The sequence below is a fragment of the Streptomyces sp. NPDC003247 genome (assembly GCF_042888135.1).
Lineage (GTDB): Bacteria > Actinomycetota > Actinomycetes > Streptomycetales > Streptomycetaceae > Streptomyces.
This window is the reverse complement of the sequence record NZ_JBIAPF010000012.1, coordinates 82,376-102,971: the sequence shown is the minus strand read 5'-3', so window position 1 is coordinate 102,971 and position 20,596 is coordinate 82,376. Positions and strand designations below refer to the sequence as shown.

Genomic DNA, 20,596 nt, shown 5'->3' with positions numbered 1-20,596 from the left:
GGGATTCCGGCGTGGTGGCCAATCAGGCCGAGGCGCGGCGCACCAGTGTGGTCGGCAGGACCACGCCGGACGGCGGGGCGTCGGGCCCGTCGTCCGGTCCGGCGTGGGGCATGCGGGGGTCGGGGCCGCGCAGCAGGAGGCGGGCCATGATCCGGCCCATCTCCTCGATGTCCTGACGGACGGTCGTCAGCGGCGGGTCGGTCTGTTCGGCGACGGGCAGCATGTCGTCGAAGCCGACCACGGCGACGTCCTCGGGCACCCGCAGTCCGCGTGCGCGCAGGACGCGCAGGGCACCCGAGGCGGTGAGGTCGTTGGCGGCGAACACGGCGTCGACGTCGGGGCGGCGGTCGAGGAGTTCCCGCATCGCCCGCTCACCGCCGCCGAAGGTGAAGTCGCTCTCCACGACGAGCCGTGGATCGGTGTCGCCCACGACGTCCCGGAACCCTTCCAGCCGGTCCGCCGCGGAGGTCTGGTCGAGGGGACCGGTGAGGTGGGCGATCCGGCCGCGCCCCAGACCGGCCAGGTGGCGGACGGCCGCGCGGGCGCCGCCGCGGTTGTCGCTGTCGACGTACACCACGTCGCGGGTGCCGTCGCTCCAGCCGGGGCGGCCGCCGAACACCGTCGGCACTCCGGCGCCCTGGATCAGCCCGGGCAGCGGATCGTCGAGGTGCAGCGAGAAGACGAGGGCGCCGTCGACGTGGCCGCCGGCCAGGTAGCGGGCGACCCGGGCATGGTCGTCGCGGCCCTCGGTGAGCAGCAGCACGAGCTGGTTGTCGTGGGCCGTCAGTTCCTTGCTGATGCCGCGCAGGTGCAGCGCGAAGAAGGGGTCGGCGAAGATCCGGGTCTCCGGTTCGGCGATGACGACGGCGACGGCGTCGTGCCGCTTCGTCACCAGACTGCGGGCGGCCTGGTTGGGCACGTACCCGAGTTCCTCCACGGCCCGCCGGACCCGCTCCGCGAGGGGCTTGCGCACGCCGTCCCCACCGTTGACGACCCGTGAGACCGTGGCCCGGGAGACCCCGGCCCGGGCGGCCACGGCCTCCAGCGTGGGACGCGGCGCTGTCTCGGTCACTACGGGGCTCCTCCTCGGCGGCTGGGGGACAGAATAGCCGCGCACCAGGACACTGACCGGCGCCGCTGAGAGCGCTCCCCCACCGGAGAACGGGACGCGCCCCGGCGCCGGCCCCAGGTCGGCAGGCCGGCCTCAGGCCAGCAGGTCGATCCGCCGCCCGACGCCCGTCCGTTCGGCCCGCTCGTACGCGAGCCAGGTGAGCGCCAGGTCCTGCCAGGGCAGGCCGACAGGGGCGTACACGGAGCGGGTGGCGGGGTCCGTGCGCCCGGGGTGGTCGCCGCGCAGGATCTCGCCGAGGGTGGCGGCAGCGGCCTTCGGGGGCAGGCCGGCGGAGGCGAGCACGCCCATCTCAGCCGCCGGTTCACGCTCGTCGACGACGAGCAGCGCGGCCTCCAGCAGGTCGCGGGCGAGTTCCCGCTTGCCGGGCTCGTCGGCGCCGAGGCTGGTGACGTGCTGCCCGGCCCGGGTGTCCGCCAGGCACAGCAGCGGTGTGCGCGACCAGGTCGCCAGCAGGACGACATCGGAGGCCGCGGCCACCTCCGCGGCCGATCCAGCGGTCCCTCCGCCGTGCCGGGCGGCGAACGCGGCGGCCCGGCCGGCGTCCGTGTCGTGGACGACGAGCGCGCGCCGCCCGCGCAGAACGGCGAGTCCGCGCAGCACCAGCTCCGCCTGGGCGCCCGCGCCGACCACCCCGAGGGTGCCGTCGGCCCGCCCGGTCAGGACGTGAGTGCCGAGGGCGGCCGCGAGGCCGGTCCGCCAGGCGGTGACCGTGGCGGAGTCGAGGAGAGCGAGCAGTTCGCCGTCCCGTCCGCCGTGCAGGCAGATCACCCCGCGCAGCGCGGGCCGGGCCGCGGGGAACTTGGCGTTGACCTTGACGGTGTACGCCTCGATGCCGGGCAACAGCCCCGGGACGAGCGCCGTCGCCGTGCCGGGGAACGGGAGGTCGGTGCGGATCCGGCGGCCCGGTGTCCGTTCCCCGTCCGCGCGGCGGAAGCCCGCGTCCAGGGCGGCCAGGCAGGCTTCGGGGTCCAGAACCGTCTCCAGGTCACCGCGGGTCAGGACGAGGGTCATGTCCCCATGATCCCTCAGTGCCCGTGATCCCCCGGTGCCCGTGCGCCCTGAAAGGCGCGGCCCCCCGCGGGATCAGGGTGTGCGGGCCGTCAAGAAGCCGGTGGGTGGTTCTTCTTCGCGCGGCTCGGCTGGACGCGTCGGGGCTCGCCCGGCATCTTCGGGTACTCGGGTGGGTAGGGCAGGTCGCCGAGGCCGTGGTCGCGTTCGTCCTGGGCGGCCAGGTCGAGGAGTGCGTCGAGGGAGTAGGCGTGGTCGTCCATGTCGGCGTGCACGTCGCCGAGTTCGGCGTACCGGGCCGGCATGGTCGCGATGTCGAAGTCGCGGGGGTGGGCCCGGCCGACCTCCTCCCAGCGCAGGGGGGCGGAGACGGGGGCGTGCGGGCGGGGGCGGACGGAGTAGGCGGAGGCGATGGTGCGGTCGCGGGCGGTCTGGTTGTAGTCGATGAAGATGCGTTCGCCGCGCTCCTCCTTCCACCACTTGATGGTGACCCGGTCCGGCATGCGGCGTTCCATCTCCCGGCCGACGGCGATGGCGGCGCGCCGGACCTGGGTGAACGTCCAGCGCGGCTCGATCGGTACGAAGACGTGCAAACCGCGGCCTCCGGAGGTCTTGGGCCAGCCGCGCAGCCCGCCGAACTCGTCGAGCAGCTCGCGCAGTTCGTGGGCGGCGCGCACGGCGTCGTCGTAGTCGGTGCCGGGCTGCGGGTCGAGGTCGATGCGGAGTTCGTCGGGGCGGTCGACGTCGGTGCGGCGGACGGGCCAGGGGTGGAAGGTGAGGGTGCCGTACTGCGCGGCCCACAGCACGGCCGCCTCCTCGGTCGGGCACATCTCGTCGGCGGTGCGGCCGCTGGGGAAGGCGATGTGCGCGGTCGGGATCCAGTCGGGCATGCCCTTGGGGGCCCGCTTCTGGAAGAAGGACTCGCCGGTCACGCCGTCCGGGTAGCGCTCCAGGGTGGTGGGGCGGTCGCGCAGGGCGCGCAGGATGCCCTGAGCGACCGCCTGGTAGTAGCGGGCGAGGTCGAGCTTGGTGAAACCGCGCTCCGGGAAGAAGACCTTGTCCGGGCTGGACAGCCGTACCGTCCGGCCGCCCGCCTCCAGTTCCACCGCGTCACCCATGCGAGCCACGGTAGGCGCACCTCGCACAGCACGCATACCGGGCGATACCCGCACCGAACGAGCAGAATCGGAGCATGGATCTGCCCGTCATGCCTCCCGTGAAGCCCATGCTCGCCAAGTCGGTGACGGCGATCCCGCCCGGCATGCAGTACGAGGCGAAGTGGGACGGGTTCCGGGCCATCGTGTTCCGCGACGGGCCGGACGTCGAGCTGGGCAGCCGTACCGGCAAGCCGTTGACCAGGTACTTCCCCGAACTCGTCGCGGCCCTCCTGGCGCGGGTGCCCGAGCGGTGCGTGCTGGACGGCGAGATCGTGATCGCGCGGGAGGGGCGGCTGGACTTCGACGCGCTCACCGAGCGCATCCACCCGGCGGACTCACGGGTGCGCACGCTCGCCGAACGGACCCCCGCCTCCTTCGTCGCCTTCGACCTGCTGGCACTGGCCGACCAGTCCCTGCTGGACGTACCCCTGAGCGACCGGCGGGCCCTGCTGACCAGGGCGCTGGAGGGGGCGACGCCGCCCGTCCACGTGGCGCCGGCGACCCTGGACGTCGAGGTGGCACGGCAGTGGTTCGAGGAGTACGAGGGCGCGGGCCTGGACGGGGTGGTCGCCAAGCCGCTCACCCTGCGGTACCTCCAGGACGAGCGCGCCATGTTCAAGGTCAAGCACGAGCGCACGGCGGACGTGGTCGTCGCCGGCTACCGGCTGCACAAGAGCGGCCCGGTGGTGGGCTCCCTGCTGCTGGGCCTGTACGACGACCGGGGCGCCCTCCAGCACGTCGGCGTCTCCGCCGCCTTCTCGATGAAGCGCCGGGCGGAGCTGGTCGAGGAGTTGGAACCGCTGCGCCTGGCGGACGCCGCGGGCCATCCGTGGGCGGCCTGGTCGGACGAGACCGCCCACGAGACGGCCCGGCTGCCCGGTGCGCCGAGCCGCTGGTCGGGCAAGAAGGACCTGTCCTGGGTGCCGCTCGCACCGGAGCGGGTGGCCGAGGTGGCCTACGACCACATGGAGAACGGCGCGCGTTTCCGGCACACGGCCCGCTTCCGCCGCTGGCGCCCGGACCGGACACCGGAGAGCTGCACGTACGCGCAGCTGGAGGAGCCGGTGCGCTACGACCTCGCGGAGATCCTCGGCGCACCGCCCCGGACACCGCCCTCCTGAGGCACGGCGGCGTCCTCACGGTGTCATGAGGATCTTCACCGCGCCGTCCCGCTTCTGCTGGAACATCTCGTACGCCTTGGGCGCCTCCGACAGCGGCAGCCGGTGGGTGGCGAAGTCGTCGACGCCGAGGGGGTCCTCGTCCGTGAGGTACGGGACGATGTCGTCGCTCCAGCGGCGCACGTTGGCCTGGCCCATCCGGATCTGGATCTGCTTGTCGAACAGGGTGAGCATGGGGATCGGGTCGGCCGTGCCGCCGTAGACGCCGACCAGGGAGAGCGTCCCGCCGCGCCGCACCAGTTCGATGGCGGTGTGCAGGGCGGCGAGCCGGTCGACGCTGAAGCGCTCGGCGAGGGGGCCGCTGAGCTTGCGCGGCAGCAGGGCGGAGGCGTTCTGGACGAGACGTGCGGCGGCGCTGCCGTGGGCCTCGGTGCCGACGGCGTCGATCACGGCGTCGGGGCCGCGGCCGTCGGTCTCGTCGCGGATCGCGGCGACCAGTTCCTTCTCGCTGTCGAAGTTGCGCAGGTCGTACGTCTCCACGCCGCGCGCCTTGGCCCGGCGCAGCCGGTCGCCGACCAGGTCCACGCCGATCACCCGTCCGGCGCCGCGCACCTGGGCGACCCGGCAGGCCATGTCGCCGATGGGCCCCAGGCCGAGCACGGCCACGGTGCCGCCCTCGGGGACGTCGGCGTAGGAGACCGCCTGCCAGGCGGTGGGCAGGACGTCGGAGAGGTAGACGAAGCGGTCGTCGGGCGGTCCCTCGGGGACCTTGATGGGCCCGAACTGGGCCTGCGGGACGCGCAGGTACTCGGCCTGGCCGCCGGGCACCGCGCCGTACAGGCGGGTGTAGCCGAACAGGGCGGCGCCCATGCCCTCGCCGGTCACCTGGGTGGTCTCGCACTGCGTGGGCAGGGCGTTCAGGCACATCCAGCAGCCGCCGCAGGCGATCTGGAAGGGCACCACGACCCGGTCGCCGGCCTTCAGGTCGGGGACGCCCGGGCCGACCTCCTCGACGATGCCCATGGGTTCGTGTCCGAGGATGTCGCCGGGGGTCATGAACGGGGTGAGCACCTCGTAGAGGTGCAGGTCGGAACCGCACAGTCCGGTGGACGTGACGCGGATGACGGCGTCCGTCGGTTCCTGGATCTTCGGGTCGGGCACGGTCTCCACCCGTACGTCCCGCTTCCCCTGCCAGGTCACTGCCTTCATCGTGCCGCGCTCCCTCCACCGAGTTTCGGGGTCCCGCCGTGTCGGGGGGCCTGGTCCTGGGTGCCGCCCGGGTACCCGGCGGCGGCGCCCCGAACCGCGCGGGCGCCCGGACCGGTCCGGCCCGGTCCGCCCCGCGGGGGGTGCGGGCAGCCGCCGGCTCGCGGGGTCAGGAAGACATGACGGGGGCCAGGAAGGCGTGACGAGGGTCAGGAAGACATGACGGAGGCCAGGAAGGCCTGACGGACGCCAGGAACGCGTGGCGGAGGTCAGGAAGGCGTGACGACGGGTTCCACGGGGTTGCGGAGTCCTTCGGTCGCGTCCGAGACGCGCCGGATGAGGTCGAAGAAGACGACCTGCTCCTCGGCGGAGAGCGGGGCCAGGAAGACCTGGTTCATCCGGGCCGTGCGCACGCTCAGCTTGCGGTGGACGCGCTGGCCCTCGTCGGTGAGGCGCAGCAGGAAGCGGCGGCCGTCCTGCGGGTCGCGGACCTTGTCGAGCAGTTCGCGCCGGCCGAGCCGGCTGATCACCTCGGCGATGGTGGAGCGGTCCAGCCCCACCCGTTCGCCCACGGTGCGCTGGTCCAGGCCGGGCTCGGCGACGAGCGCGTTCAGCACCGCGAACTGCGGTGAGGTGATCTCCTCGGAAACCATGGTGTTCCACAGCAGGTAGTGCGCCTGCTGCAACCGGCGGGCCAGGTGCCCGGGGTGGGAGGAGAGGTCCACCGCGGCCATGTGCGCTCCCGAGATCGTCTTCGTTTCGTTGGTGCACTGAACAATACCGCGCGGGAGCCGGGCCGCATCTCCTGGCGGCCAATGTGATCTGACCTGCACTTTCACCGAGGTCTTGACGCCTCGCTCCCCCGATGGCAGCGTGATGGACACCTCGCTGAAATAATCAGTGCCCTGATTAATTGACGACCTGGGCGCTCGGACGGATGGGGCTTCACGGATGGACAAGGTGGTCGCCACGGCCCTGGAGGCTGTGGCCGATGTGCCGGAGGGCGCGTCGCTCGCGGTGGGCGGCTTCGGGTTGAGCGGTGTCCCGAACGTACTGATCCAGGCGCTGTACGAGCGCGGGGTCGGCTCCCTGAGCGTCGTCTCCAACAACTGCGGGGCGATGGAGTCGGGGCTGGCGGTGCTGCTGGCCGCGGGGCGGATCGCCCGGGTGACCGGCTCCTACATCGGCGCGAACAAGGAGTTCGCCCGCCAGTACCTGGCCGGTGAGCTGGAGGTCGAGCTGATCCCGCAGGGCACGCTCGCCGAGCGGCTGCGAGCCGGCGGCGCCGGCATCCCCGCGTTCTTCACCCCGGCCGGGGTGGGCACGCAGGTCGCCGACGGCGGTCTGCCGTGGCGCTACGACGGGCAGGGCGGCGTCGCGCTGGCCTCGCCGCCGAAGGAGGTGCGGGAGTTCGACGGCACCGAGTACGTGCTGGAGCGGGGTATCCGCACCGACTTCGCGCTGGTGCGGGCCGCCAAGGGCGACCGGCACGGCAACCTGGTGTTCAACAAGTCCTCCCGCAACTTCAACCCGCTCGCGGCGATGGCCGGACGGGTGACGATCGCCGAGGTCGAGGAACTCGTCGAGCCCGGCGAGATCGAGCCGGACGCGGTGCACGTGCCGGGCATCTTCGTGCAGCGGGTGATCGCGCTGACCCCCGAGCAGGCGGCGGACAAGAAGATCGAGCGGCGCACGGTCTCCGCGCCGGCAGAGGGAACGGTGGCCTGACCATGGCGTGGACACGGGAAGAGATGGCGGCCCGCGCGGCCCGCGAACTCCAGGACGGTCAGTACGTCAACCTGGGCATCGGTCTGCCGACGCTGATCCCGAACTACCTCCCGGCGGACGTGGAGGTGATCCTGGAGTCGGAGAACGGCATCCTGGGCACCGGCCCCTACCCCACCGAGGACCAGGTCGACCCGGACCTGATCAACGCCGGCAAGGAGACCGTGACGGTCCTGCCGGGCGCCTCCTTCTTCGACTCGGCGCTGTCGTTCGGCATGATCCGCGGCGGTCACATCGACGTCGCCGTGCTCGGCGCGATGCAGGTGTCCGAGACCGGCGAACTGGCCAACTGGGCGATCCCCGGCAAGATGATCACCGGCATCGGCGGGGCGATGGACCTGGTCCACGGCGCCCGCACGGTCATCGTCGTCATGACGCACACCGCCAAGGACGGCAGCCCGAAGATCGTCAGCGAGTGCGCGCTGCCCCTGACCGGCAAGGGGTGCGTGAACCGGATCATCACCGACCTCGGCGTCCTCGACGTCACGGAGAACGGGCTGGTCCTCGTCGAGACCGCCCCCGGGGTGAGCGCCGACGAGATCGTCGCCAAGACCGACGCCAAGGTGACCCTGACGGAGGAAGTGCAGTGAAGGACGTCTACATCGTCGACGCGGTCCGCACCCCGATCGGCCGCTACAACGGCGCCCTCGCCCCGGTGCGCCCCGACGACCTCGGCGCGCACGCCATCCGCGAACTCCTGGCCCGCACCCCCGAGCTGGACCCCTCCCGCATCGAGGACGTCTACTTCGGCAACGCCAACGGCGCCGGCGAGGAGAACCGCAACGTCGGCCGTATGGCCGCCCTCCTCGCGGGCCTGCCGACCTCCGTGCCCGGCGTGACCGTCAACCGGCTGTGCGCCTCCGGCCTGGAGGCGGTGATCCAGGCGGCCCGCGCCATCGCCGTCGGGGACGCCTCGGTCGCCGTGGCCGGCGGTGTGGAGTCGATGACCCGCGCCCCCTACGTGCTGCCCAAGTCCGACCGGCCGTTCCCGGCCGCGCACACCGAGCTGTACTCGACCACGCTCGGCTGGCGGATGGTCAACCCGAAGATGGACCCCCAGTGGACGATCCCGCTGGGCGAGTCGGCCGAACTCATCGCCGAGAAGCACAAGATCAGCCGGGAGCAGCAGGACGAGTTCGCGCTCGCCTCGCACCGCAAGGCGGCCGCCGCGCAGGCGGAGGGCCTGTTCGACGCCGAGCTCGCGCCGGTGACCATCCCGCGGCGCAAGGGCGACCCGCAGGTCGTCGCCGCCGACGAGAGCGTCCGCGCGGACGCCTCCCTGGAGGCGATGGCCAAGCTGAAGCCGTCCTTCCGCACGGAGAACGGCACGGTGACGGCCGGCAACGCCTCCCCCCTCAACGACGGCGCCGCGGCCCTGCTGCTGGTCGACGAGGAGGGCCTGGCCGCCACCGGCCGCGAGCCCCTCGCCCGCGTCCGCGCCACCGGGGTGTCGGCGAACGACCCGCAGTACTTCGGGCTCGCCCCCGTCGAGGCGGTCAACCGCGCGCTGGCCAAGGCCGGCAAGGGCTTCGGTGACCTGTCGGTGCTGGAGCTGAACGAGGCCTTCGCCGCCCAGGTGCTGGGCTGTGTGGCCGAGTGGCCCGAGTTCGACCCCGGGATCCTCAACCCGCAGGGCGGAGCGATCGCCCTCGGCCACCCGCTCGGCGCGTCCGGCGCCCGCCTCGCCGGCACGGTCGCCCACCAGCTCGCCCGCCGCGGCAGCGGCATCGGCGTCGCCACCCTCTGCATCGGCGTGGGCCAGGGCCTCGCCCTCGTCCTCGAACGCTAGGAATCCCCATGACTCTCACGCAAGCGGACATCGACCTGGAGATCGCGGCCGAGCGCGCCGCGTACGAGAAGCGGATCGCCGACGGCGCCCCCGTCGAGCACCAGCCGCGCCGCGACTACGCCCCCTACCGCTCCTCGGTGCTGCGCCACCCGAAACAGCCGCTGGTCGCGATCGACGTGAACAAGGACCCGGAGCTGGTGGAGCTGGCCTCCCCCGCCTTCGGCGAGCGCGACATCACCGAGATCGACAACGACCTGACCCGGCAGCACACCGGCGAACCGATCGGCGAGCGCATCACCGTCTCCGGCCGGCTGCTCGACCGCGACGGCCGCCCGATCCGGGGCCAGCTGATCGAGATCTGGCAGGCCAACTCGGCGGGCCGGTACGCCCACCAGCGCGAGCAGCACGACGCGCCGCTGGACCCGAACTTCACCGGCGTGGGCCGCACCCTCAGCGGCGACGACGGCTCCTACCACTTCACCACCATCCAGCCGGGCCCGTACCCGTGGCGCCAGCACGTGAACGCCTGGCGGCCGGCGCACATCCACTTCTCGCTCTTCGGCTCGGCCTTCACCCAGCGGCTCGTGACGCAGATGTACTTCCCGAGCGACCCGCTGTTCCCGTACGACCCGATCATCCAGTCGGTGACGGACGACGCGGCCCGGCAGCGGCTCGTCGCCACGTACGACCACAACCTGTCGGTGCCGGAGTTCTCCATGGGCTACCACTGGGACATCGTGCTCGACGGCCCGAACGCCACCTGGATCGAAGAGGGACGCTGACCTGCCATGACGAAGATCGACACGAGCCGTCCCGAGACCGTGCTGCCCACCGCGTCGCACACGGTCGGCCCCTTCTACGGCCACGCCCTGCCGTTCCGCGGCGGCGAGGACATCGCGCCCCACGGGCACGCGGACACGATCACCGTGCACGGATACGTGTACGACGGTGAGGGCAACGGGCTGCCGGACGCCATGGTGGAGCTGTGGGGTCCCGACCCGGAGGGCAACGTGCCCACGGCCGACGGCTCGATGCGCCGCGACCCGTCGTCCGGCGGCTTCCTGGGCCGCAACGGCGTGGAGTTCACCGGTTTCGGCCGCATCCAGACCGACGCGAACGGCCACTGGTACGCCCGCACGCTGCGCCCCGGCGCTCGCGGGCACAGCGCCCCCTACCTCAGCGTGTGCGTCTTCGCACGCGGATTGCTGGTGCACCTGTTCACCCGCATCTACCTGCCGGGCGACGACGCCGCGCTCGCGGCCGACCCGCTGCTCACCCGGGTGGGCGACCGGCGCGACACGCTGATCGCGAAGGACGAGGGCAACAGCACCTACCGTTTCGACATCCGCCTTCAGGGCGAAGGCGAGACGGTCTTCCTGGAGTTCCAGTGACACCCGCTGTCCCCGATGTCCCCTCCGACGCCGGTCTGCTCGCCCCCGGGTGGACCGGCGCCCCCGCCGCCTCCGCGACGAGCGACGACGCCTTCCTGCGGGCGCTGCTCGACGCGGAGGCCGCGCTGACCCGCGCCCAGGCCTCCCTGGGCCTGGCCCCCGCCGAGGCCGCGGCGGCGGTCACCGAGGCCGCCGGTGCGGACGCCTACGACGTACGGTCGCTGGCGGAGCGCGCCCGCGGCGGCGGGAACCCGGTGATCCCCCTGGTCGCGGACCTCACGAAGGCGACCGGCCCGGAGTACGGGCCGTACGTCCACCGGGGGGCCACCAGCCAGGACATCATGGACACGGCGACCATGCTGGTCGCCGTGCGCGCCCTGGCCCTCGTCCTGGCCGACCTCGACCGCACGCAGCGCGCGCTGGCGCGGCTCGCCGCCGGGCACCGGGACACGCCGATGCCGGGGCGCACCCTCACCCAGCACGCCGTCCCGACGACCTTCGGGCTGAAGGCGGCCGGCTGGCGGTCGCTGGTGCTGGACGCGCGGGACCGCGTGACGGCCGTACGGGACGCCCTGCCCGCCCAGCTCGGCGGCGCGGCCGGCACCCTGGCCGCCTTCACGGCGTACGGCGCCGCCGACGCGACCGCGCTGCCCGCCGCGTACGCCCGTGAACTGGGCCTGCGCGCCCCGCGGTTGCCGTGGCACACCCTGCGCACGCCGGTCGCCGACCTCGCCGGATGCCTGGCCTTCACGGCCGGGGCGCTGGGGAAGCTCGCGGCCGACGTCCTCACCCTGGCCCGCACCGAGACCGCCGAGGTCGCGGAGGGCAGCGGGGGCGGCTCGTCGGCGATGCCGCACAAGGCGAACCCGGTGCGGTCCACGCTGATCGCGGCCGCCGCCCGGCACGCCCCGCAGCTCGCGGCCACGCTGTACGGGTCGCTGGTGGCCGAGGACGAGCGGCCGGCCGGGGCCTGGCACGCCGAGTGGGAGCCGCTGCGGGACCTGCTGCGGCTGGTGGGCGGTGCCGCCCGGGACGCCGCCGAGCTGACGGAGGGCCTGCGGGTGCACCCGGACGCCATGCGCGCGCACCTCGACCTCACCCACGGGCTGATCGTCTCCGAGCGGCTGTCCGCCGAGCTGTCGGCCGTGCTCGGCCGCGCCCGCGCCAAGGAACTCCTCACCCGGCTCGCACCGCGCACCTACGCCGAAGGCCGTTCACTGGCCGAACTCCTCACGGAAGAGCCCGAGTTGAAGGACGTCGACCTCGGCGACCTCACCGACCCCGCCCGCTACACCGGCTCCGCCGGAGCCCTCACCGACCGTGCGCTGGAGCGACGTTGACCGAGAAACTGCTCAACCACCGTGCCGAGGGGCCCGCTTCCGCTCCGCCGCTGCTGCTCGGGCCGTCCCTGGGCACCTCGTACGCCCTGTGGGACAAGGTCGCGCCCGAGCTGTCCATCACCCACCGGGTGGTCCGCTGGGACCTCCCCGGGCACGGTGGCTCCGACGCCGGCCTGATCGGCCCCGGCGCCACCGTCGGCGACCTGGCCGGCCTGGTGCTGGAGCTCGCCGACTCCCTCGGCCTGGAGCGGTTCGCGTACGCCGGGGTGTCGCTGGGCGGCGCGGTCGGACTGCACCTGGCGCTGCACCACCCCGAGCGGGTGTCGTCGCTCGCCGTGATCTGCTCGTCCGCCCACTTCAACGGGGCCGGGCCGTGGCAGGAGCGGGCCGCGCTGGTCCGGCGCGAGGGGCTGGCCGGCCTGGCGGAGAGCGCGAACGCCCGCTGGTTCACGCCCGGTTTCACCGTGCCGGAACTGGTCGCCGACCACCGCGACGCCGACCCCGGGGCGTACGCCGCCTGCTGCGACGCGCTGGCCGCGTTCGACCTGCGGGAGCGGCTGGCGGAGATCTCCGTGCCCACCCTGCTGGTCGCCGGCCGCGAGGATCCCGCGACGCCGCCCGCGCACCTGCGGGAGATCGCGGACGCGGTCCCGGGCTCCGCGCTCACGGAGATCCCGGGCGCCTCGCACCTCGCGCCCGCGGAGCGCCCCGAAGCCGTGCTGACCGCGCTGCGCGCGCACTTCTCCGGTGGGGCGAAGCGGGGCATGGAGGTACGGCGGCAGGTGCTCGGCGACGCGCACGTGGACCGGGCGCAGTCCCGGCAGACGCCGTTCACCGCCCGGTTCCAGGACTTCATCTCGCGTTACGCCTGGGGCGAGATCTGGACCGACCCGACCCTCAGCCGCCGCGAACGCAGCATGATCACACTGACCGCGCTGGTGGCACACGGCCACTACGACGAACTGGCCATGCACGTCCGCGCCGCCCGCCGCAACGGCCTCTCCCCCGAGGAGATCGGCGCCGTCCTGCTCCAGACGGCCGTCTACTGCGGGGTCCCGGCAGCGAACTCGGCCTTCGCGACGGCCCAGCGGGTGCTGGCGGAGGAGGACGAGGGCTGAGGCGCTTCGGCCCGGGCCGAGCGTGACGGGGGGCCTCGGCCGCCGGGCCGGGGGCACCCCGGCCCGGGGGCCGAGAGCACGGGGCCGGGAGCGCCCCGCCCCGGCACACCCCGGTCCGAGGCGACCGGAGCCGCACGTGCCCGCGGCCTGAAGCGCCCCCTGCCGGGAGTGACCGGGCGGGAGCGATCCGCGCCAGGGCGACCGAGGCGGGGAGTTGCCCGCCCCGGGGCGACCGGGGCTCAGAGGGGACGGGCACCGGTGTCTCGGCGAACGTCGCCGGGTGAGCCCGTCCGGCTCCCCCGCGCGCCCCGACTCCCCCGCGGCACCCCGGCTCCTCCGCGCACCCCGGCTCCTCCGCGCACAGGCGCACCGGGCGGACAGGCACACCGGCCGGACGCCCGCCACCTGGCGTCCCGCGCGCGGCTCACCGCCCACCGGCACCGCTCACGGGCCTACGCGGCGCACCGCCCACCGGCGCCGCTCAACGGCCTACGCGGCGCACCGCCCGCCGACACCGCTCACGGGCCTACGCGGCGCACCGCCCATGGTGGGGCCCCGCTCCTACTCGCGTCCGCGTGCCTGTCCCGGTACGAGTCCCACCTGGGGTGAGCCGAAGCCGGCCAGGGCCTGTCGGGCTCGGGTCATCAGGCCGTCGGCGCCGCAGGTGCGGGCGAGGGTCAGGCCGCGGTTGAGTTCGGCGACGGAGCGGGCGGCTATGCCGTGCTCGATGCGGGCGGCGGCGTGTTCGTACTGGCAGGGCGAGGACTCCAGGTAGGCGACCGCCTGGGCGGTGAGCCGGACGGCGCGCTGGCCGGTCTCCAGGGCGGCGGCGCAGCGCAGGGCCTCTCCGATGGCGGTGTCGGTCCCGAAGCGCTCGGCCTGGCGGCGCGCGTCGGAGGCGAGCCGGGCCGCGCGGGCCGGGTCCTCGGTGGCGAGGGCCCGGGCGAGGTCGGCCGCCCAGGGCACCATCACGGGGTTGAGGTGCCCGCGGACGGCCGCCGCCTTCTCGGCCTCCTCCAGTTCGTTGACGCCCTCCTGGGTGCGGCCGACGGCGAGCAGCAGCCGGCCGCGCACCGAGCGGGGGTCGGGCAGGACGATCGTGGACGGGTACGGCGGGGCGAAACCGTACTGGTCGGCGATCCGCCAGGCCTCCTCGACGTGGCCGCGGGCGAGCAGCGTGTCGACGAGGTTGCAGGTCGCGGACCAGTACAGGGGCAGCCCGCGTCCGACGCGTTCGGCCAGGCGCAGTGCCTCCCGGAGGGACTCCTCGGCCTCCTTCAGCCGGCCGCGGCGGCGCAGGCCCAGGCCGAGGTAGGCGTGGGCGAGGGCGAGGTGCCCGCCGCTCCAGCCGGCGGACTCGTAGGCGCGCAGGGCCTCGTTGAAGAGGGCTTCGGCGCGGTCGAGGCGGTCGGTGTAGACGTAGGAGCTGGCGAGCATCATCAGCAGTTCGATGCCCCACTCGGTGTCGGTCCAGCCGAGGCCGGGCGCCAGGCGTCCGTTGACGAGGGCGCGGTCGCAGAGTTCGACGACGATCTCGGCGTTCTCGCCGTGGGTCATGGCGTCGAAGCCGCGCAGGATGAGCAGGGCGCGCTCGGCGTTGTCGCGGCCGGTGCAGGTGGCGGCCAGCGCGGCGAGCTTCTGCGAGCGGCCCGGTGACGTGGTCTCCCCGGCGTGGATGCCCTCCCACATGAACTGCACGGCCTGGAGCCGCATCCGGGCCGGTCCCGGCGGCTGCCGGGCGGCCTCCGCCTCGACCGTGCGCACGGCCTGCTCCAACTGGTCGTTGTGCAGGAGCGCCTGGGAGAGCCGGTAGACGGCGTCGACCCGCAGGCCGCCGTCGAGGCCGGGTGCGGCGAGCGCCTCCCGCAGGTGGCCGATGGTCCGGGCGGGCGCGGTGAGGAGGGTGGCGCAGCCGAGTTCGTAGAGCACGTGCGCGTGGACGTCGGGCCCGGGCGGTTCCTCCAGGGCGCGCTCCAGGCAGCGGCGGGCCGCTTCGGGGGCGCCGACGGCGACGTGTTCGCGGGCGGCCTCCCGCAACTGCTCGACGAGTTCCTCGTCGTCGTCCGGATGGACCTGGAGGAGGTGGCGGGAGGCGGCCGCGACACCCCGGCCGGCGTCCAGGACGACCTTCGCGGCGATGCCGTGCATGGCCCGGCACAGGCCTTCGGGGATGGAGTTGTAGACGGCGGTGGCGATCAGCGGGTGGACGAACTCCAGTCGGCCGGCCTCGGCGACGGGCCCCACCGCGGGATCGGGGTCGGTGAGGATGCGGGCGCTGCGCAGCAGGTCGGCGCAGCGCTCGGCGTCGTCGCGGTGCATGCCGGCGAGCTGGGCCGCCTCATCGACGGAGATGTCGGCGCCGAGGATGGCGGCGGCCATGGCGAACCGGGTGGCGTCGACGCCCAGTTCCTCCAGGCGGTCGACGAGGCCGCCGCCGCGGGCCGCGCGGTTGAGGGGGCGCAGTTCGGTGGCCGAGGACTCGCTCGGCTCCATCGCGCCGTCCTGGACCTTGGCGAGGAGTTCGACGGTGTCGTAGGGGTTGCCGCCGGTGACGGCCCAGACCTCGCGGCAGAACGGGTCGTCGGCGTGCGCGCCCACGGTGGCGCGGGTGAGGCCGGCGACCGCGTCGGGGGTGAGGGCGCTGAGGCTGGTGACGGAGGATCCGGCGACGGCGGCCACGGCGTCGAGGTGGCGGGCGCTGTCCCCCTTGACCCCGCCGGGCCTGCGGGCCACGACGACGAGGACGGAGAGCTCGTCGAGGCGGTCGGCGAAGGCGGCGAGCCAGCGCAGGGTCTCCTGGTCGGCCCAGTGCGCGTCGTCCACGAGCAGGACGAGGGGCCAGTCCCGCCGGGCCAGCCGGGTCACCGCGGCGACCAGGCCGTCGCACACGCCCTGCGGGTCGGCCTGGTCCGCGACGGGTTCCGCGATGCCGAGGGCGGGGCCGGCGATGTCGTACCAGTCGCCGAGGTACTCGCGGGCCTCCTCGGGGTGCAGGGACAGCAGCGCGGGCTGGAGCAACTGCCGTACCACGTTGAAGGGGACGGACCTGAGGGTCTCGCCGCCGCGCGCCGACCAGACCGTGCATCCCCGGGCCTCGGCGATACGGCGGGTCTCGGCCAACAGCGTGGTCTTCCCCAGTCCGGCGTCGCCGCGCAGCAGGTGCACCCGGCCCGAGGAGGACCGGTCGGCGCAGAGTGTCCCGACCGCCCGCTCGATGGCGGCGACCGCCTCGTCGCGCTCCCACAGGGAGGCCGAGGCGGCCGCCGCCGGCCGTACCTCCGTCATCCCGCTACCTCCCCGAGTCGCCCGAACGACGTACAGACCTTGAGCGTAGTCCTCCGGGGGCCGGTGCGGAGGGCGGTCCGCGCAGCTGTTGCCCCGCCGGGTGACGGGGGCCGGACCGGGGCGCCGCCGCGAGCCTGCGGGGAGGCGCGTGGACGTCAACGGCGCGTAGCGCGCGGGGCGTTGACGTCGGTTTCACGCCACGGTGGCACGGGGTGCCGGACAGAGTGCTCCAACAAGTACCCATCCCTCTCATACGACTTTCACCGACGCCTCATACGGTGGGGGCATGACGCAGGTGACTCCTCCCGGGTGGTACCCCGACCCCGGGCAGACAAGTGACGGTCCCGCCACCGAACGCTGGTGGGACGGCGGGGCGTGGACGGACCGGACCCGCCCCGCGGGCTCGGCCGACGCATGGGGTCCGGCGGCGCAGGAGCCGGCCGCCGGGGGCGGCCCGGCCTATCCGGCCTACCCGCCGTATCCCGGGGCACCGGCCGGCCAGGGCGGACGGCGCGGGCTGCGCACCGGCATCGCCGTCGCGGCGGCCGTGGCGGTCCTGGCGAGCATCGGGATCGGCGTGTACGCGCTGACCAAGGACGACGGCGGCTCCGGCGGTACGGGAACCGCGCAGGGACCCGGCGGCCAGGGCGCTCCGGGCGAGTCGGGCGGCCCCGGCGGCCAGGGCGGCGGCCAGGGCGGGCCGTTCGGCGACTCGGGCGGGTCCGGCGGCTCGGGCGGCTCGGGCGGGTCCTCCCCCGCGCCGGAGGAGTCGGAGGCGCCCGAGATCAAGAGCGGCTCGGTGACGGACGCGCTCAACGGCATCAGCATCCCGATCCCGGACGGCTGGACCGGGCAGGAGCTGAGCGTGGGGGCGCAGATCACGTCCGACTCCTCCTACGAGTGCCCCGGCGACACGTCGAAGACGTGCACCAAGGGAGGCCTGTACTCGGCGCCCGCCGAAGCGCTGGGCACCGAGGGGGACACGGCGGAGGAGGTCGCGAAGGCGGACATCGAGGCCAACGCCGAGGAGTCCTACGGCGGCACCACCTACGGCGAGATCACCTCGCACCAGGTGCTGGCCTCGAAGGCGGTCACCGTGGCCGGGCAGAAGGGCTACCTGGTCCGCTGGAAGGCGGTCACCAGCAAGGGCGCCGACGGCTACGTCGAGTCGCTGGTGTTCCCGGCGCCCGCGGACACCGACCGGCTGGTGGTGGTGCGCTTCGGCGTGGACGCCGACCAGTCGGTGTCGGTCATCGACACCGTCACCCAGGGCATCAAGGCCGCCTCGGGCGGCGGCAGCGGCAGCGGTCAGGACGTCTGAGCCGCCCCGGACGCCGGTCGGCCGGGTGGGGCGCCCCTCCGCTCAAGGGGAACCCCACCCGGCCGGGGGGTGCGCGCCGCCCCCGTCCCCACGGTGCGGCGCGAGCAGGTCACCGTCCGGTCATCCCGCGGACGGCGGCCTGGGTCATGGTGTGAGGCCGAGCGCCGGCAGCACGACGGCCTCCACGAAGCGGAGCAGGTACTCCTCGTCGGCGTAGGTGCCGTCCACCACGGGGCGGGCGCGGACGACGCCGAACATCTGGGCCGGGACGAACTCCAGCGCCGGGTGCCCGGCCGGGACCTCGCCGCGCTCGACACCGCGCCGCAGGATCTCCCGCAGGGCGGCGATCTCCGGGTCGACGAGCGCCTCGCGCAGGGCCCGGGCGAGTTCCTGGTCCTGGGTGACCGCGTGGCCGAGGGCCTGGAGCAGCTTGGTGTCGGCCGTGGACCAGCGGGCCGCGGCCCGCGCGGCCTCGCGCAGGTCCCCGGTGAGCGACCCGGTGTCGATGCCGGTCAGCCGGGAGCGGCGCCGGGAGCGCAGCGCGGCCACCACGAACTGCGGCTTGGTCTTCCACTGCCGGTAGAGGGTGGACTTGCTGCACCGCGTGCTGCTGGCGACCCCCTCCATGGTGACGGACTCGTAGCCGCACTCGCGGATCTGTTCGAGGACGGCGTCGAAGAACTCCTGCTCGCGCTCGGGCGTGAGCTTGGAGCGGCGCGAGGCGGTGACCGGGTCCGGTCCGTCCGCGGCCTGCGACGTCATCGCTGTGTCCCCTCGTGAGTGTCGTTGCTGTCGTGACTGTCGTTGCTGTCGTCACCGCTGTCGCCGGCGGCGCGGTGCGCGGGCCCGTGGGGGGCCGACTCCAGTGTCTCCGACAACAATCGATACGCCAGTGTACCGGTACCGAGGCGTATCGGTACACTGGCGTATCGGTACGAGATCGTATCGATGGTGCATACACGGGTCTTCGGTCCGCGCCGCACCTCCACACGCACCACCGTCAGCGAAGGGGCCGGGGGATGAACGTCCGCACCGAGCCTGGGGAAGCGGAGCCGGCCGAGCCTGGGGAAGCGGAGCCGGCCACGCCGGCCCGGCCTCCCGTGGTCCGGGAGCTGCTGCTCGTCGCAGGGCTCTTCCTCGTCTACAAGGCGGGACGGCAACTGGCCGCGGGCCACACGGCCGAGGCCTTCCGCAACGCCCACCGGGTGTGGGACGCCGAACGGTGGCTCCGGCTGCCCGGCGAGGGCGCGGTGCAGTCCCTGCTGCTGCACGGCGACACCCTGGCCCGCGCCGCGAACACCTACTACGCGACCGTCCACTTCCCCGCCACCGCCGCCTTCCTGGTCTGGCTGTACCTGCGGCGCCCGGCGCACTACGTCCGGGCGCGGCGGGCGCTGGCCGCCGTCACGGCCGCCGCCCTGCTGCTCCACCTCCTCTTCCCGCTCGCCCCGCCCCGGATGCTCGCGGCGGCGGGCCTGGTCGACACCGCGCGGGTGTACGGCCCGTCGGTGTACGGGCCGCCGCAGGCCGACCACCTGGCGAACCAGTTCGCGGCGATGCCCTCGCTGCACTTCGGCTGGGCGCTGATGGTCGCGCTCGGGCTGATCGCCGCCACCCGGTCGCCCCTGCGGTGGCTGTGGCTGCTGCACCCCCTGGTCACGCTGTTCGTGATCGTGGGCACCGCGAACCACTACTGGATCGACGCGCTGGTGGCCGCGGCCCTGGCGGGCGTCGTGCTCACGGCGGTGCGGGCGCCCCGGCGCCCGGGGACCACGGTGGGGTGCCGGGAGCGGCGGCCCGTGCCGGCCGGGGAGCGGGTGCTCGTGGGGGCGGGACGATGAGCGCCGCCGTCGTCGCCGTCGCGCTGTCGCTGCTGTCGGCCGTCGCCTACGCGGGCGCGGCCGTCGCCCAGGAGCGGCTGGCCGCCCGTTCCCCGGGCACGGGACTGCTGCGGCTGCTGGGCAGCGGCGCCTGGTGGGCGTCGACGGGACTGAACGGCGGTGCCGCGCTGCTGCACGTCGTGGCCCTCAAGTACGGTCCGCTCACCGTGGTGCAGCCGCTCGGCGCGCTCACCCTGGTCGCGGCCGTGCCGCTGGGGGCCCGGGTCGCGGGGCGGCGGGTCGGCACGGCCGAGTGGCGTGGCACCGCGCTCACCCTGCTGGGGCTGGCGGCGATCCTGGCCGCGGCGTCCGGGCCGGCGCCCGAGGACGTGCTCGGCGTGGGCGAGGCGCTCGCGGTGGCGGGGTCCACGGCCGCGCTGATCGGGCTGCTGGCGCGGCCGGGCACCCGGCCCGGACTGCGGCACGCGACCGCGTCCGGGTGCGCCTCCGGCGTCGCCTCGGCGCTCACCCAGACCGTCACGGTGGCCGCCACGGACCGGTCGGGTCCGCTGCTCAGCGTGCAGGTGCTGGGGGTGGCGCTGCTCGTCGCCGCCTTCGCGACGGCCGGGCTGCTGCTGTCGCAGACCGCCTACCGGGGCGGCCTCGGCGCCCCGCTCGCCGTGGTCACCCTGGCGAACCCGGTCGCCGCCGCGGTCATCGGCATCGCACTGCTGGGCGAACGGCTCCGGGGCGGGGCCACGGGCATGCTGCCGGCGCTGCTGGGGGCGGGCCTCGCCGGATGGGGCGTGGTGCTGCTGTCCCGAACGGCGCCGGAGCCGAAACCGGCCGACGGGGCGGAACACACGGCGGCGGCGGTCACGCGGGAGCCGGAACCGGCCGACGGGGCGGAGCACCCGGTGGCCGCGGTGGCGGTGCCGGAGCCGGCACCGGTCGGTGGGGAGGAGCACCCGGTGGCCGCCGCGCCGGCGCCGGAGCCGACACTGGTCGGCAGGGCGGAGCACCCGGTGGTGGCGTTGCTCACGCCGGAACCGGAGCCGGCGCCGGGACCGGCCGGCCGGGCGGAGCGCCCGGTGGCCGCCGTGGCGGTGCCGGAGCCGGCACCGGT

General features: G+C 74.5%; 17 protein-coding genes and 1 pseudogene. 11 read left to right on the top strand and 7 right to left on the bottom strand.

What is annotated here, in order from left to right:
* Positions 1-22: 22 nt before the first annotated feature.
* The 3 genes from ACFYWQ_RS33540 to ligD all read right to left on the bottom strand — a co-directional run bounded on the left by ACFYWQ_RS33540 (position 23) and on the right by ligD (position 3,258).
* Positions 23-1,072, bottom strand: a complete 1,050-nt coding sequence (locus ACFYWQ_RS33540) for a LacI family DNA-binding transcriptional regulator (RefSeq protein ID WP_389521765.1) — start codon at positions 1,070-1,072, stop codon at positions 23-25.
* Positions 1,073-1,204: 132 nt separating this feature from the next.
* On the bottom strand, positions 1,205-2,143 hold the full coding sequence (locus ACFYWQ_RS33535; protein WP_389521763.1) for an ornithine cyclodeaminase family protein: 939 nt from the start codon (positions 2,141-2,143) through the stop codon (positions 1,205-1,207).
* An 89-nt stretch (positions 2,144-2,232) separates the two neighbouring features.
* Complete coding sequence (gene ligD, locus ACFYWQ_RS33530; RefSeq protein ID WP_389521761.1) at positions 2,233-3,258, bottom strand: non-homologous end-joining DNA ligase; 1,026 nt, start codon at positions 3,256-3,258, stop codon at positions 2,233-2,235.
* A 74-nt stretch (positions 3,259-3,332) separates the two neighbouring features.
* On the opposite strand from ligD, the gene ACFYWQ_RS33525 reads away from it, so the two are divergent.
* A complete protein-coding gene (locus ACFYWQ_RS33525; RefSeq protein WP_389521759.1) occupies positions 3,333-4,418 on the top strand; it encodes an ATP-dependent DNA ligase in 1,086 nt (361 codons plus the stop codon).
* A gap of 15 nt (positions 4,419-4,433) precedes the next feature.
* On the opposite strand, the gene ACFYWQ_RS33520 is transcribed toward ACFYWQ_RS33525, so the two are convergent.
* A complete protein-coding gene (locus ACFYWQ_RS33520) occupies positions 4,434-5,624 on the bottom strand; it encodes a zinc-dependent alcohol dehydrogenase (protein WP_389521757.1) in 1,191 nt (396 codons plus the stop codon).
* Between the two features lie 266 nt (positions 5,625-5,890).
* On the bottom strand, positions 5,891-6,355 hold the full coding sequence (locus ACFYWQ_RS33515) for a MarR family winged helix-turn-helix transcriptional regulator (protein ID WP_389521755.1): 465 nt from the start codon (positions 6,353-6,355) through the stop codon (positions 5,891-5,893).
* Positions 6,356-6,572: 217 nt separating this feature from the next.
* Between ACFYWQ_RS33515 and ACFYWQ_RS33510 the strand changes: the two genes are divergently transcribed.
* From ACFYWQ_RS33510 to pcaD, 7 genes are read left to right on the top strand one after another with little or no spacing between them, the layout of a single operon-like run.
* Positions 6,573-7,349: a CoA transferase subunit A gene (locus ACFYWQ_RS33510; protein WP_389521754.1), complete on the top strand. Its 777-nt coding sequence runs from the start codon at positions 6,573-6,575 to the stop codon at positions 7,347-7,349.
* A 2-nt stretch (positions 7,350-7,351) separates the two neighbouring features.
* Positions 7,352-7,996 (top strand): CoA transferase subunit B, encoded by a 645-nt coding sequence (locus tag ACFYWQ_RS33505; protein ID WP_389521752.1) that lies wholly within the window; start codon positions 7,352-7,354, stop codon positions 7,994-7,996.
* Positions 7,993-9,195: a thiolase family protein gene (locus ACFYWQ_RS33500; RefSeq protein ID WP_389521750.1), complete on the top strand. Its 1,203-nt coding sequence runs from the start codon at positions 7,993-7,995 to the stop codon at positions 9,193-9,195. The genes ACFYWQ_RS33505 and ACFYWQ_RS33500 overlap by 4 nt, the downstream gene beginning before the upstream one ends.
* Positions 9,196-9,203: 8 nt before the next feature.
* Positions 9,204-9,977: a protocatechuate 3,4-dioxygenase subunit beta gene (gene pcaH / locus ACFYWQ_RS33495; RefSeq protein ID WP_389521749.1), complete on the top strand. Its 774-nt coding sequence runs from the start codon at positions 9,204-9,206 to the stop codon at positions 9,975-9,977.
* A 6-nt stretch (positions 9,978-9,983) separates the two neighbouring features.
* Entirely contained in the window at positions 9,984-10,586 is a 603-nt protein-coding gene (pcaG, locus tag ACFYWQ_RS33490; protein ID WP_389521747.1) for a protocatechuate 3,4-dioxygenase subunit alpha, read from the top strand.
* Positions 10,583-11,926 (top strand): 3-carboxy-cis,cis-muconate cycloisomerase, encoded by a 1,344-nt coding sequence (gene pcaB, locus ACFYWQ_RS33485; protein WP_389521745.1) that lies wholly within the window; start codon positions 10,583-10,585, stop codon positions 11,924-11,926. The genes pcaG and pcaB overlap by 4 nt, the downstream gene beginning before the upstream one ends.
* Entirely contained in the window at positions 11,923-13,044 is a 1,122-nt protein-coding gene (gene pcaD / locus ACFYWQ_RS33480) for a 3-oxoadipate enol-lactonase (RefSeq protein WP_389521744.1), read from the top strand. Before pcaB ends, pcaD begins: the two co-directional genes overlap by 4 nt.
* Positions 13,045-13,605: 561 nt before the next feature.
* On the opposite strand, the gene ACFYWQ_RS33475 is transcribed toward pcaD, so the two are convergent.
* Entirely contained in the window at positions 13,606-16,329 is a 2,724-nt protein-coding gene (locus tag ACFYWQ_RS33475; protein WP_389521743.1) for an ATP-binding protein, read from the bottom strand.
* A gap of 286 nt (positions 16,330-16,615) precedes the next feature.
* Between ACFYWQ_RS33475 and ACFYWQ_RS33470 the strand changes: the two genes are divergently transcribed.
* Positions 16,616-17,650, top strand: coding sequence for a DUF2510 domain-containing protein (locus tag ACFYWQ_RS33470; protein WP_389521741.1), 1,035 nt, complete (start codon positions 16,616-16,618; stop codon positions 17,648-17,650).
* Positions 17,651-17,794: 144 nt separating this feature from the next.
* Here the strand turns inward: ACFYWQ_RS33470 and ACFYWQ_RS33465 are convergent, their stop codons facing one another.
* The gene (locus tag ACFYWQ_RS33465) at positions 17,795-18,412 is read right to left on the bottom strand and encodes a TetR/AcrR family transcriptional regulator C-terminal ligand-binding domain-containing protein (protein WP_389521739.1); all 618 of its coding nucleotides are present in this window, start codon (positions 18,410-18,412) and stop codon (positions 17,795-17,797) included.
* Between the two features lie 257 nt (positions 18,413-18,669).
* Between ACFYWQ_RS33465 and ACFYWQ_RS33460 the strand changes: the two genes are divergently transcribed.
* On the top strand, positions 18,670-19,491 hold the full coding sequence (locus tag ACFYWQ_RS33460; RefSeq protein ID WP_389521737.1) for a phosphatase PAP2 family protein: 822 nt from the start codon (positions 18,670-18,672) through the stop codon (positions 19,489-19,491).
* Positions 19,488-20,426, top strand: a pseudogene (locus ACFYWQ_RS33455) (hypothetical protein); the annotation flags it as partial. The gene ACFYWQ_RS33460 and the pseudogene ACFYWQ_RS33455, both read left to right, overlap by 4 nt.
* Positions 20,427-20,596 lie beyond the last annotated feature (170 nt).

Bases quoted from the DNA above. Each gene is read 5' to 3' on its own strand.
- ACFYWQ_RS33535 (WP_389521763.1), bottom strand. From the start codon at position 2,143: ATGACCCTCGTCCTGACCCGCGGTGACCTGGAGACGGTTCTGGACCCC.
- ligD (WP_389521761.1), bottom strand. From the start codon at position 3,258: ATGGGTGACGCGGTGGAACTGGAGGCGGGCGGCCGGACGGTACGGCTG.
- ACFYWQ_RS33525 (WP_389521759.1), top strand. From the start codon at position 3,333: ATGGATCTGCCCGTCATGCCTCCCGTGAAGCCCATGCTCGCCAAGTCG.
- ACFYWQ_RS33520 (WP_389521757.1), bottom strand. From the start codon at position 5,624: ATGAAGGCAGTGACCTGGCAGGGGAAGCGGGACGTACGGGTGGAGACC.
- ACFYWQ_RS33515 (WP_389521755.1), bottom strand. From the start codon at position 6,355: ATGGCCGCGGTGGACCTCTCCTCCCACCCCGGGCACCTGGCCCGCCGG.
- ACFYWQ_RS33510 (WP_389521754.1), top strand. From the start codon at position 6,573: ATGGACAAGGTGGTCGCCACGGCCCTGGAGGCTGTGGCCGATGTGCCG.
- ACFYWQ_RS33505 (WP_389521752.1), top strand. From the start codon at position 7,352: ATGGCGTGGACACGGGAAGAGATGGCGGCCCGCGCGGCCCGCGAACTC.
- pcaH (WP_389521749.1), top strand. From the start codon at position 9,204: ATGACTCTCACGCAAGCGGACATCGACCTGGAGATCGCGGCCGAGCGC.
- pcaG (WP_389521747.1), top strand. From the start codon at position 9,984: ATGACGAAGATCGACACGAGCCGTCCCGAGACCGTGCTGCCCACCGCG.
- ACFYWQ_RS33475 (WP_389521743.1), bottom strand. From the start codon at position 16,329: ATGACGGAGGTACGGCCGGCGGCGGCCGCCTCGGCCTCCCTGTGGGAG.
- ACFYWQ_RS33470 (WP_389521741.1), top strand. From the start codon at position 16,616: ATGACGCAGGTGACTCCTCCCGGGTGGTACCCCGACCCCGGGCAGACA.
- ACFYWQ_RS33465 (WP_389521739.1), bottom strand. From the start codon at position 18,412: ATGACGTCGCAGGCCGCGGACGGACCGGACCCGGTCACCGCCTCGCGC.
- ACFYWQ_RS33460 (WP_389521737.1), top strand. From the start codon at position 18,670: ATGAACGTCCGCACCGAGCCTGGGGAAGCGGAGCCGGCCGAGCCTGGG.